Genomic DNA, 12,466 nt, shown 5'->3' on the forward strand with positions numbered 1-12,466 from the left:
AAGAGCTATGCTTTGTATAAGTATAGCTCTTTTTTATTAGCTATTATTTTAATTTTCTTGAAATTGATTTATTAAAAAAACAGCAGGGTATAATAATGATAATTCTAAAGTAAAAATAGAAATATTGGGAGGTATAGTTATGTACGATGTAATAATTATAGGAAAAGGACCAGCAGGACTGTCAGCTTCGCTTTACACAGGTAGAGGAAATTTAAAGACACTCGTTATAGGTAAACAGAGTGAAGCATTGAAAAACGCATATATCGAAAATTATTGTTGTAGTGAGCCTGAAAAAGGCGAAAAGCTAATAGAGAGAGGAATAAAACAAGCGTTAGAGGTAGGAGTTGAGATAAAGGATGAAGAAGTGGTTGGTATAAAGAAAAATGGGACATTTACTGTAACAACTACTGAAGGAGAATATGAAGGGAAAGCAGTGATAATAGCAACTGGCAAACCTAGGGTAAAAGTAAAAATAGATAATATAGAAAAATTTGAGGGTAGAGGTGTTCATTATTGTGTAGCTTGTGATGGTTTTTTCTATCAAGGAGCTAAAGTGGGAATACTTGGCTTTAAAGATTATGCATTTCATGAGATTATGGAAATGGAAACTATAACAGACGACATAACAGTATATACAAATGGGAATGAATTAGAAATGAAAGAAGAAAATATTAAAATTATAAAAGAAAAGGGTTATAAAATAAATTATAAAAAGATTAAATCCTTGGAAGGAGAAAATTTATTAGAAAAGATAATATTTGAAGATGGTACTGAAGAAAATATTAATGGGCTGTTTGTTGCATACGGTTCAGCATCTTCTATTGACTTTGCAAAAAAATTAGGTGTCGTTATAAAAAATAATAGTATAGAAGTAGATGAAAATCAGAAAACTAATATTGATGGATTATTTGCTGCAGGAGATTGTACTGGAGGAATAACACAAGTTGCTACTGCAGTAGGACAGGGAGCTGTAGCGGGCTTGAATGCTAAAGCATATGTTCAGAGGAATTTCTAAAAGAAAATTTTATAAAGCCACTCGAAGTGGCTTTTTACTTAACGATTTAAAGCTGAAAAGGGGGCTTTACTTTTTTTAATATATATGATACCATATAGGGGTATAAAAATAGCATATGCCAATAACAATTGGAGGAGATGATATAATGAAAGTGCTAGATTATGTTAAATCTAAGCTCCCTTATTTTATACTTGCAATGATGATTTTAGGGCTTATAAACGGCTATTTAAATGATGTAGGATATTTAAAAAAATTAGTTACTCCAACATTATTTTTAATGATATATCCTATGATGATAAATTTAAAGGTAACAGATTTATTCAATGGTTTTAAAAATCCAAAACCTTTGATATTGAGTGTAGTAATTAATTTTTTAATATCGCCGATTATAGCATTTGGTTTAAGTAAAGTTTTCTTTAAAAATAGTCCGATGCTGATGGTAGGATTGATTTTAATCAGTCTTATACCTACTAGTGGTATGACAGCTTCATGGACAGGATTAGCTAATGGGAATATGAAAACGGCTCTTGTAATGATTTCAGGGAACTTATTATTATCCATATTAATGATTCCTCTATATATGAAATTATTTTTAGGAGAAGTTGTAACTATTAATACCATATCAATTATTAATAGTTTATTGAAAGTGGTTATAATACCTTTAATATTAGGAGATCTAACTAGAAGACTGATTATCAAAATATCAGGAGAAAAGAGATACAGAGAATTAAAGCCTAATTTTGGTTCAATAAGTTCATTGGGAGTATTGTTTATTGTATTTATAGCTATGTCATTGAAAAGTAAGACTATAATTAGCAAAAGTGAGTTAGTTCTTTATTCATTAATACCATTAGTGATATATTATGCTGTATTACTTCTGATTAGTCATGTAGTTGGTGAAAAAATATTAGATAAAAAGAATAGAATTTCTCTAGTATATGGTACAACTATGCGTAATCTTACGGTTGCATTAGGATTGAGTTTAGCTGCTTTTGGAGGTAGTTTGGCTGTATTTTTAATTGCAATAGGATATATAATTCAAGTACCATTAGCTGCTTTTTATATGCAGTTAGTAAAAAAACAAGCTCTTAATTAGAGGTCTATACTTTTTTATAGTATAGACCTTTTTTGTAAATTATTATAAAATGAGAATGAAAATTGATTTAGATTTAAAGGTGAGAAGCATAAAATATATAATGGAAATTAATTAGAGTTTAAATGTTAAGAAAAGGTGAGTGATAAAATGCCAGATGTATGTACTCATTTATTATGCGGACATGATGTTATCAATTCTTTAGAAAACCAAGACTGGAAAAGGATACTGAATGAGAAAATAAAAATATTCAATTTAGGGTGTCAAGGCCCTGATATATTTTTTTATAATGATTTTTGGCCTTGGAAAAAGAAAAAGAGAGGGCCTGAAATTGGAATAATGATGCATTTGAAAAAAACAGGAGATTTTTTCATTGAAAGTTTTAAGTATCTTAAAAAAAGAGTAAATGACTATAATGATTATTCAACGCTTTTTACTTATTTAGCAGGTTTTATTTGCCATTTTGCATTAGATAGAAATGCGCACCCTTTTATCCATTATCAGTCAGGAGTGCATGATAAAAACAAACCAGAGACATTTAAGTATAGTATATATCATAAAAAACTAGAGCTTATTATAGATACCATATTGCTAAAGGAGAGAAAAAATTTATATACGTATAAATACCCAGTGCATAGGGAAGTTTCTTTAGAAAAGGTACCAAAAATTTTAATAAACTTTTATAAATATATTTTGAAAAAACTATATAAACCTGAAGTGAAAATTGACTTTATAGAAGACTCTTTTAAAGATTTTGCAAAAGTATTTAAAATAATATATGACCCTTATGGATTTAAGAAAGTTTTACTAAATATAATAGATTTGCTGACTGATAAGTCGATTGAATACAGCAGTCTTATTTATCCAAGGCATATAGATGAGAAAAAAGATTATCTAAATAGAAAGCATAATCCATGGAATCACCCTTGTGCAAAAGAAGAAATTCACTATGAAAGTTTTGATGATATATATAAAAAAGCTGTAGAAGAGAGCAAACAAATGATAGAATGGGCTATTAGATATATAGACGGCCAGATAAAAGAAGAAAAATTAAAAGATTTTTTTCCAAATATATCTTATTCTACCGGCAAATACGTGGATGAAGACTGTAAGCTTATTTACTACGACCCTATCTTTGATAGATAGGGTCTAATTATTGCAAAAAAAAATAATATTATGTTATAATAATATCATATATTAGTACCAGATACTAAAATCAACCAATAAAATTGGGAGGTAAATTATATGAATATTAAGGATATAAAGGAGTTAATACTGACAATAGATAAAACTAGCATAAATAGAGTAGATATTGAAACAGCGGATATTAAAATTAGTATAAGTAAATCAGATGATATTATTTTAAATAATGAAAAGTTAGCTAATGAAATTGAATCAGAGGGAACTAAAAAAGAAGTATTAACAAACGAAGATATAACTAATGATGAAGACATATTTGTTGTCAAATCACCTATTGTAGGTACCTTCTATACATCACCAAGCCCGGGGGCTGAACCTTTTGTAAAAGCGGGAGATAAAGTTGAAGAAGGGCAGACTTTGTGCATTATAGAAGCTATGAAAATAATGAATGAGATTACGAGTGAGGTATCAGGAGAGATTGTTGAAATATTAGTTGAAAATGAGGAAGTAGTCGAGTATGGCCAGCCTTTGATGAAGATTAGGAGGTAAGTTTATGTTTAAAAAGGTATTAGTAGCAAACAGAGGTGAAATAGCAGTTAGGATTATAAGGGCTTGTAAGGAAATGGGGATAAAAACTGTTGCGGTATATTCAGAGATAGATAAAGATTGTCTGCATGTTCATTTAGCTGATGAGGCTATATGTATAGGGCCGGCTCTATCTGCTAAAAGTTATTTAAATATACAAAATATAATTAGTGCAGCTCTATGTGCAGGTGCAGATGCAATTCATCCTGGATATGGCTTTTTATCTGAAAATCCTAAATTTGCATCAGTATGTAAAGAACATGGTATTAAATTTATAGGTCCTTATCCAGAGCATATAATAAAGATGGGCGATAAGGCAGAAGCAAGAAGGACTATGATTAATGCTAAGGTTCCAGTTGTTCCTGGGTCTGAAGGTTCTGTAAAAGGAGTAGATGAAGCTAAAGATATTGCTAAAAAGATAGGATTTCCTGTAATGATAAAGGCAGCTAGTGGCGGTGGCGGTAGAGGTATGAGAATAGTACGTAGTGAAGAAGAATTTGAGAAAAATTTTATTATGGCACAAAGAGAGGCATTGTCTGCATTTAATGACGATTCGATGTATATAGAAAAGTTTATTGAAAACCCTAGACACATAGAATTTCAAATATTAGCCGATGAACATGGAAATATTATTCATTTAGGAGATAGAGACTGTTCTCTGCAGCGAAGAAATCAGAAGGTGCTTGAAGAGGCTCCGAGTGCAGTGGTTGACGATGAGTTGAGAAATAGAATGGGCGAAGCTGCAATAAAAGCTGCTAAGGCTGTAGGGTATGTTAACGCTGGTACTGTAGAATTTCTATTGGATAAAGACAAAAATTTTTATTTTATTGAGATGAATACGAGAATACAAGTAGAACATCCTGTAACAGAAGCAGTAACGGGTATAGATTTAATAAAAGAGCAGATTAAAATAGCTGCAGGAGAAAAATTAAGTATATCACAGCAAGACATAACTATAAGAGGGCATGCTATTGAATGCAGGATAAATGCAGAAGATGTCAAAGAGAACTTCAGGCCATCACCGGGTTTAGTAGAAGTATATCATACAGCGGGTGGATATGGTGTTAGAATAGACAGTCATTTATATAGTGGATACGTAATACCGCCGACATATGATTCTATGATTGCGAAAATAATTGTTTGGGGAGAGAATAGATTAGAAGCGATTAACAGAATGAAGAGAGCTTTAGAGGAGACAGTGATTGAAGGGGTTAGCACTAATATAGATTTCCATTTGGACATCTTAAACAACGAAAGATTTATTGAAAATGAAATTGACACTTCGTTTGTAAATGAGGTTATTCTAGAAAAATAATATGAGAGGTGAAAAACATGATAAAAGACCTCTTTCATAAAAGAAAGTATGCAACTATAACTTTATATAAAGAGGAAAAAGAAGTCAAAAAGTTAATAGATGAAAGGCCTAAAATGGTAAAAGAAAAAACTGTGATAGATGACGATAAGCATATTAAATGCAAAAAGTGCGGAGAGGTACTTTCTATAGATGCAGTAAAGAAAAATTTGATGGTTTGTACTAAATGCGATTATCATTTCAGAATAGGCTCAACAGAGAGGATAAATATAATTTTTGATAGTGGAAGTTTTAATGAATATGATAAAGAATTAAAACCAGCAAATCCTTTAAATTTTCCAGAGTATGAAAAGAAGATAGAAGATTATAGAGCAAAGACAGGGCTTGAGGAGGCTGTAGTAACGGGTGAAGGGAAAATTAAAGGACATGAGTGCATTGCATGTATTATGGAGCCTAATTTTATGATGGGAAGTATGGGCTCTGTTGTAGGAGAAAAAATAACTAGGGCGATAGAGAGGGCAATAGAGAAGAAAATGCCTTTAATTATATTTTCTGCATCTGGAGGAGCTAGAATGCAGGAGGGCATATTGTCTCTTATGCAGATGGCAAAAACTTCTGCTGCATTGGGAAGGCTTTCAGAAGAAGGACTTTTATATATATCTGTTTTTACAGATCCGACTACAGGTGGAGTTACAGCAAGTTTTGCTATGTTAGGAGATATTATAATATCTGAACCGGGAGCTCTTATCGGTTTTGCAGGGCCTAGAGTAATTGAACAAACTATAAGACAGAAACTTCCTGAAGGCTTCCAGAGAGCCGAATTTTTAAAAGATAAAGGCTTTGTAGACAAAATAGTCCATAGGAAAAATCTAAGAGATGTGTTGGCGGATATATTATATATACACTCTTTAAGAGGTGAGGCAGATGTTTAATCATTTAGAATTTGAAAAACCTATAATAGAATTAGAAAATAAAGTTAAGGAATTAGAAAAGTTTAGTGAAGAACATGATGTAGATCTATCAAAAGAAATAGATATATTAAAAACAAAATTAGAAACAATGAAAAAACAAGTATACAAAGATTTAACTCCTTGGCAAAAAGTAAAAATTGCAAGACTTCCAGAAAGACCTACCTCTATTGACTATATAAAAAAGATAATTCCTAATTTTATTGAACTTCATGGAGATAGGCTCTATGGAGATGATAAAGCGATAATTGGAGGAATAGGTACAATAGGAAGTATTCCTGTAACTGTAATTGGACATCAAAAAGGTAAAGATTTAAAAGAAAATATAAAAAGGAATTTTGGGATGCCTCATCCAGAGGGATATAGAAAAGCATTGAGACTTATGAAGCAGGCAGAAAAATTTAATAGGCCAATTATAACTTTTATTGATACACCGGGTGCATATTGTGGTATAGGAGCAGAGGAAAGAGGACAAGGAGAGGCTATTGCGACAAATCTTATTGAAATGAGCAAATTGAAGGTGCCTATAATTATTATTGTAATCGGAGAAGGTGGAAGTGGCGGAGCTTTAGCTTTAGGAGTAGGCGATAGAGTCTGCATGTTAGAACATTCTGTTTATTCTGTTATATCACCAGAAGGGCTTGCAAGTATATTGTGGAAAGATGCAAATTTAGCTCAAAAAGCTGCAAATATTATGAAATTAACTTCCAAAGATTTATTAGAGTTTGGAGTTATAGATAAAATAATTGAAGAACCTTTAGGTGGAGCTCATAAGGATATAGATTTTGTAGCAGAAAGAATAAAAGAATATATATTGAGTGAAATTCCTAAATTGATGAAATTAGATAAAAATGAGTTACTCGATTTAAGATATGATAAAATCAGAAAAATAGGAACTTGGCAGTAGAACCATTCTGTAATCAGAATGGTTTTTTGCTGTCAAAAAATTATTAAGATTTAGTAAAAGACTTTATAATAAAGAGGATTATTTAAACTTTTAAAGAATTATGAATAATATATCTAATTTTGATATATATTTTTGTGATAGATGAGGAGGTGGGAGTATGGGGTATGAAAACCTTTTACTAAAGAAAGAGGGGAACATATGTATACTAACGATTAACAGACCTAAAGCCTTAAATGCACTGAATTCCAAAGTATTAGAAGAATTAAGTGATGCAGTAGATCAAATAGAGAATGATAAAGATATCCATGTAGTCATAATAACAGGAGAGGGGAAAGCGTTTGTCGCAGGAGCCGATATTTTAGAAATGAAAGATATGACTCCAGAAACTGCTAGAAAGTTTGCGAAACAAGGATTAGAAGTTTTTAGAAAGATTGAACTCATGGAAAAGGTAGTTATAGCGGCTGTAAATGGATTTGCATTAGGTGGTGGATGTGAACTTGCAATGTGTTGCGACATTAGGATAGCATCAGAAAAGGCAAAATTCGGGCAGCCAGAAGTGGGATTAGGTATTACTCCGGGATTTGCAGGAACTCAAAGATTATCACGTTTAGTTGGTATAGCTAAAGCTAAAGAGCTAATATTTACCGGAGACATGATAGATGCTAACGAAGCGGAAAGGATAGGGCTTGCAAACAAAGTTGTTAAAGCAGATGAGCTTATGAATACTGCCATTGAACTTGCAAAGAATATAGCTTCTAAAGGACAGATTGCAGTGAAATATTCAAAAATAGCTATAAACAGAGGCTTTGAAACAGATATTGAAACTGGAATGGAAACAGAAAGAAATCTATTTTCATTGTGTTTTGCTACATACGACCAAAAAGAAGGAATGACTGCTTTTATTGAGAAAAGGAAGCCAGAATTTAAAAATCAGTAATTAAAACAGATTTCTTAAAATAAATTTTAGAGGGGGAGTTTAAATGAAAGTTTGTGTTATTGGTGCTGGTACAATGGGTTCGGGTATAGCTCAAGTTTTGGCACAAGCAGGACATGAAGTGATATTAAAAGATATTGAAGACAAATATCTTCAAAGAGGGCTATCTGTAATTACTAAAAACTTGGATAGAAATGTGAAAAAAGAGAGAATGACAGAAGAAGAAAAAAATCAAGTTCTTGGAAGAATTATAACTACTACTAATATCGATTTAATAAAAGATGCAGATATAGTTATTGAGGCAGCAGTTGAGAATATGGAAATAAAGAAAAAAATATTTGAAGAGCTAGATAAGGTATGTAAGCCAGAAACGATATTTGCAACAAATACCTCCTCTTTATCTATTACAGAAATAGCAAGTGTAACTAATAGACCTGAAAAAGTTATAGGAATGCATTTTTTCAATCCAGTACCAGTTATGAAACTTGTTGAAATCATAAAAGGTATAGCAACATCAGATGAAACTAAGAAGTTTGTATGTGATTTATCAGTAGAGCTTGGTAAAACTCCAGTTGAAGTCGAGGAAGCTCCTGGTTTTGTAGTAAACAGAATACTTATTCCAATGATTAATGAAGCTGTTGGTATTTTAGCAGATGGTGTTGCATCGGCAGAGAGTATTGATAATGCTATGAAGTTAGGTGCAAACCACCCTATAGGTCCATTAGCACTTGCTGACCTTATAGGAAATGACGTTTGTCTAGCCATTATGGAAGTGTTATATGAAGAGTTCGGTGATCCTAAATACAGACCACATCCACTATTAAGGAAAATGGTTAGAGGCGGATTATTAGGAAGAAAAACAGGAAAAGGATTTTTCGACTACAGTAAATAGTGAACGACATAAGTGTTTGATAACTGAATAATATATTAAATTATTAGGGGGTTTTAAACGTGAGGGAAGTTGTTATTGTTGGTGCGGCTAGAACGCCAATAGGAAGTTTTGGGGGAAGTTTATCTAAATTATCGGCAGTAGATTTGGGGGTAGCAGCTGCTAAAGAAGCAATCAAAAGGGCCGGAATTAAGGAAGAAATGATTGATGAAGTAATAGTTGGAAATGTTCTGTCGGCAGGATTAGGTCAAAACCCAGCAAGGCAGATAGCCATAAATGCGGGACTTCCAGATACTATACCAGCTATGACAATAAACAAAGTCTGTGGTTCTGGGCTTAGAGCCGTAAGTATGGCAGCGCAGTTCATTATGCTAGGAGACGCTGATATCATTTTAGCAGGCGGCACTGAAAGCATGAGTAATGCTCCATATATTGTACCTAAAGCTAGATGGGGACTTAGAATGGGACATAGCGAATTGATTGACACAATGATTCAAGATGGATTAACAGACATATTCAATAATTATCATATGGGTATAACAGCTGAAAACATAGCTGAAAAATGGAATATATCTAGAGAAGAACAAGATGAATTTGCGCTTCAAAGTCAGCTTAAAGCAGAGAGGGCTCAAAAAGAAGGCAAATTTAAAGACGAAATAGTCCCTGTCGAAGTGCCACAGAGAAAGGGAGAACCTATTATTGTAGATACTGATGAATACCCTAGACACGGAACTACTATTGAAAAGTTAGCAAAATTAAAACCTGCATTTAAGAAAGATGGTACCGTAACAGCGGGTAATGCTTCGGGAATAAATGATGGTGCGGCTATGTTAATTGTAATGGCTAAAGAGAAAGCGGAAGAGTTAGGAATAGAGCCTTTAGTTACCATTAAATCGTATGCTTCGGCGGCGTTAGATCCAAAAATTATGGGTTATGGACCTGTTCCAGCTACTAAGAAGGCATTAGAAAGAGCGGGATTAAAAGTAGAAGATTTAGATTTGATTGAAGCAAATGAAGCTTTTGCAGCACAGTCAATAGCTGTTATGAAGGACTTAGGATTAGATCCAGAGAAAGTTAATGTAAATGGTGGAGCTATAGCTCTAGGGCATCCAATAGGAGCTTCAGGAGCGAGAATTCTTGTAACATTAATTTATGAGATGATAAGAAGAAAATCTAAATATGGACTTGCGACTTTGTGTATTGGCGGCGGACAAGGTGCAGCAGTTGTTGTTGAGAGATAAGGGTAGGGTGAGCTAAAAAGCTCACCCTATTTAAATTTGAAAAAAAACGAATTTAATGCTATAATCATTTAGTAATTCAAATATATGTAACTTAAGTGTAACTTAATATTTTTGGTAATGTGTTATAATAATACTAGGCTTTTTATATGTATACAGCAACGAATCAGCATATTATTTAGGAAGGTGAAGGTATATGAAACAGTTTTTCAAGGTGTTTATTATTGCATTTTTTTGTTTTGTACTAGCCATAGGTGCAGGAGTACTTACGTTTATGAAATTCTATGATGCAAATGCACAGCCTCAAGGAAATATAAAAGATGCTAATGATGATAAAAAAGATAATAATGATTTATCAGATGATAAGCCTAAAGTTCTAGATCCATTTAAAAAAGCTATACAAGAAAGTGAGAGAATAAATGTTTTACTTCTAGGATTAGAAGGACCGAGAACAGATACTATAATATTTGCTAGTTTCGATCCAGCTACAAAAAAAGTAGATTTAATTTCGATACCTAGAGATACTTATTTTTACAGAGTAGGTTATAAAAATGCGGATGAAAGGAAAATTAATGCTGTTTATGGGGATTCGGGAGTAAAAGGTACAATAAAGGCTGTAGAAGCTGTACTTGGAGGAGTTCCAATACATCATTATGTAAAAGTAACGTATTCTGGAGTAGAAAAGATTGTTGATTCTTTAGGTGGTGTAGAGGTAAATGTTCCTTTTGATATGGATTATGATGATCCTACAGCTAAACCTCCTCTCCATATACATCTAAAGAAAGGAAGACAGATATTAGATGGAAAAAAAGCTATTCAGTTTTTAAGATTTAGAAAAAATAACGATAGGACAGTGGGCTATCCAGATGGAGATTTAGGTAGAATTAGAGCCCAGCAGCAATTTATTAAATCAGCCATAAAGAAATCTTTAAGTTTTAGGCTGCCAGTTGTAGCACAAACTTGTTTTAAATATATTAAGACAGATATGAGTTTAACTGATATCTTATTATATGTAGGTAAAGCAATAGGTATAAAGACGGAAGATATTTCAATGACTACACTTCCTGGTAGAGCTATATATAAGAATATAGGTGGTAAAAAAGTATCATATTTTGCATATGATCCAAAACAGGTTAAAGAATTAATGATGAAACTATATAATGTAAATACTGAAATTGAAAATTAATTATGTGAATGGGTTCCCAAAATATATTTGGGAACCCATTTTTGATGGGGGGAGTGGGGGACTAAGTATTTATATTTATAACCAATTTTTTAAGAAATAATCACTTAAATTAAAAAAAGTTCACAGGTAATATTTAAAACCATTGCATACATATGTAAATGCTAGTTAAAATTATTTGACAAAAATATAAAAGGATGATATATTTATATTAATAATGAAAATCATTATCATTAAGGAGGGGCTTTATGAGTATTGTAGTTATAGGTGGACATGAAAGAATGTGCAAATTATACAAGGATATTGGGAAAAAATATGGATGCAGAATAAAGGTTTTTACACACATGAATTCCAATCTAGACAAAAGAATTGGTAAGCCTGATTATATAGTAATGTTTACGGATGTAGTATCGCATAAATTAGTGTGCAAAACGCTTAAATTATGCAAAAATAAAAACATACCTAATTTAAGATTACATAATAGTAGTTTAAATACATTAGAGTCTGCATTAGAAAATATATCAAAAAGTACACGATGCTAGTGACAAGTTTATTAGTCAATAGTTAATAGTTAATTAGTTTGTCAAACACTGATTAATTAACTATCAACTATCGGTTTGACCCCTTAAATTTGGACAATTAAACTCTAACAACTAACTTTTTCTTAATATTGCTTGAGTTTTCTCTATAAAATTCCATAGGTGTCATATAACCAATAGCTGAATGAATTCTTATATTATTATAGTAATCAATATATTTCATAACTTCTTTATAAGCTTCTTTGAAACTTGTAAAACTAAAATATCTTAAGCATTCATTCTGAAGCAGGTTATGAAAAGATTCAATATGAGCATTCTTATTTGGTGTCTTAACAGGAATTTGCTCATGATGCATATTAAGTTTTTCACAAGTATATTTGAATATATTGCTTACAAATTGTGAACCATTGTCAGTACGTATAATTGGATTAGTTTTACTAGATAACAAATTTCTTTTTATCAATGCATTTATCAAAGTTGCTTTTGCATCTTTTGCAGTACAACTTAAACCAATATGATAATCTATAATACTTCTGTCAAATACATCAATGATAGATAAAATATAAAAAAACTTTTTACTACTAGCTATATAGCCATACTTTACATCAGCTTCCCAAAGCTGATTAGAACCTGTAATAGTTCTATTTATTGCTATCTTTCTTG

General features: G+C 31.9%; 13 protein-coding genes. 12 read left to right on the forward strand and 1 reads right to left on the reverse strand.

The genetic code is table 11. The annotated features are described in order from the left end of the window. Nucleotides 1-139: 139 nt before the first annotated feature. From BUB51_RS01090 to BUB51_RS01145, 12 genes are all read left to right on the forward strand, one after another. Nucleotides 140-1,015: an NAD(P)/FAD-dependent oxidoreductase gene (locus BUB51_RS01090; protein WP_073194738.1), complete on the forward strand. Its 876-nt coding sequence runs from the start codon at nt 140-142 to the stop codon at nt 1,013-1,015. Between the two features lie 115 nt (nt 1,016-1,130). After that, a complete protein-coding gene (locus tag BUB51_RS01095; protein WP_242945530.1) occupies nt 1,131-2,111 on the forward strand; it encodes an arsenic resistance protein in 981 nt (326 codons plus the stop codon). Nucleotides 2,112-2,258: 147 nt separating this feature from the next. After that, nucleotides 2,259-3,254: a zinc dependent phospholipase C family protein gene (locus tag BUB51_RS01100; RefSeq protein WP_073194739.1), complete on the forward strand. Its 996-nt coding sequence runs from the start codon at nt 2,259-2,261 to the stop codon at nt 3,252-3,254. Between the two features lie 99 nt (nt 3,255-3,353). Continuing rightward, nucleotides 3,354-3,797 carry an acetyl-CoA carboxylase biotin carboxyl carrier protein gene (gene accB, locus BUB51_RS01105; RefSeq protein ID WP_073194741.1) on the forward strand — a complete coding sequence of 148 codons (444 nt, stop codon included), beginning with the start codon at nt 3,354-3,356 and terminating at the stop codon, nt 3,795-3,797. Between the two features lie 4 nt (nt 3,798-3,801). After that, entirely contained in the window at nt 3,802-5,148 is a 1,347-nt protein-coding gene (locus BUB51_RS01110; RefSeq protein WP_073194742.1) for an acetyl-CoA carboxylase biotin carboxylase subunit, read from the forward strand. Between the two features lie 17 nt (nt 5,149-5,165). After that, nucleotides 5,166-6,077: an acetyl-CoA carboxylase, carboxyltransferase subunit beta gene (accD, locus tag BUB51_RS01115; protein ID WP_073194744.1), complete on the forward strand. Its 912-nt coding sequence runs from the start codon at nt 5,166-5,168 to the stop codon at nt 6,075-6,077. Beyond that, nucleotides 6,070-7,020 (forward strand): acetyl-CoA carboxylase carboxyltransferase subunit alpha, encoded by a 951-nt coding sequence (locus BUB51_RS01120; protein ID WP_073194747.1) that lies wholly within the window; start codon nt 6,070-6,072, stop codon nt 7,018-7,020. Before accD ends, BUB51_RS01120 begins: the two co-directional genes overlap by 8 nt. A gap of 157 nt (nt 7,021-7,177) precedes the next feature. Next, nucleotides 7,178-7,957 (forward strand): short-chain-enoyl-CoA hydratase, encoded by a 780-nt coding sequence (locus BUB51_RS01125; protein ID WP_073194748.1) that lies wholly within the window; start codon nt 7,178-7,180, stop codon nt 7,955-7,957. A gap of 43 nt (nt 7,958-8,000) precedes the next feature. Next, nucleotides 8,001-8,846 (forward strand): 3-hydroxybutyryl-CoA dehydrogenase, encoded by an 846-nt coding sequence (locus BUB51_RS01130; RefSeq protein ID WP_073194750.1) that lies wholly within the window; start codon nt 8,001-8,003, stop codon nt 8,844-8,846. Nucleotides 8,847-8,905: 59 nt separating this feature from the next. After that, nucleotides 8,906-10,084, forward strand: coding sequence for an acetyl-CoA C-acetyltransferase (locus BUB51_RS01135; RefSeq protein WP_073194752.1), 1,179 nt, complete (start codon nt 8,906-8,908; stop codon nt 10,082-10,084). Between the two features lie 193 nt (nt 10,085-10,277). Further along, the gene (locus BUB51_RS01140) at nt 10,278-11,267 is read left to right on the forward strand and encodes an LCP family protein (RefSeq protein ID WP_073194754.1); all 990 of its coding nucleotides are present in this window, start codon (nt 10,278-10,280) and stop codon (nt 11,265-11,267) included. 245 nt (nt 11,268-11,512) lie between these two features. Next, the gene (locus BUB51_RS01145) at nt 11,513-11,806 is read left to right on the forward strand and encodes a DUF2325 domain-containing protein (RefSeq protein ID WP_073194756.1); all 294 of its coding nucleotides are present in this window, start codon (nt 11,513-11,515) and stop codon (nt 11,804-11,806) included. A gap of 97 nt (nt 11,807-11,903) precedes the next feature. On the opposite strand, the gene BUB51_RS01150 is transcribed toward BUB51_RS01145, so the two are convergent. Further along, nucleotides 11,904-12,466: integrase core domain-containing protein (locus BUB51_RS01150; protein WP_073194757.1), on the reverse strand; the 563-nt coding region annotated here is incomplete at its 5' end.

Source organism: Caloranaerobacter azorensis DSM 13643, from assembly GCF_900129995.1.
In the GTDB taxonomy this organism is placed as follows: domain Bacteria; phylum Bacillota; class Clostridia; order Tissierellales; family Thermohalobacteraceae; genus Caloranaerobacter; species Caloranaerobacter azorensis.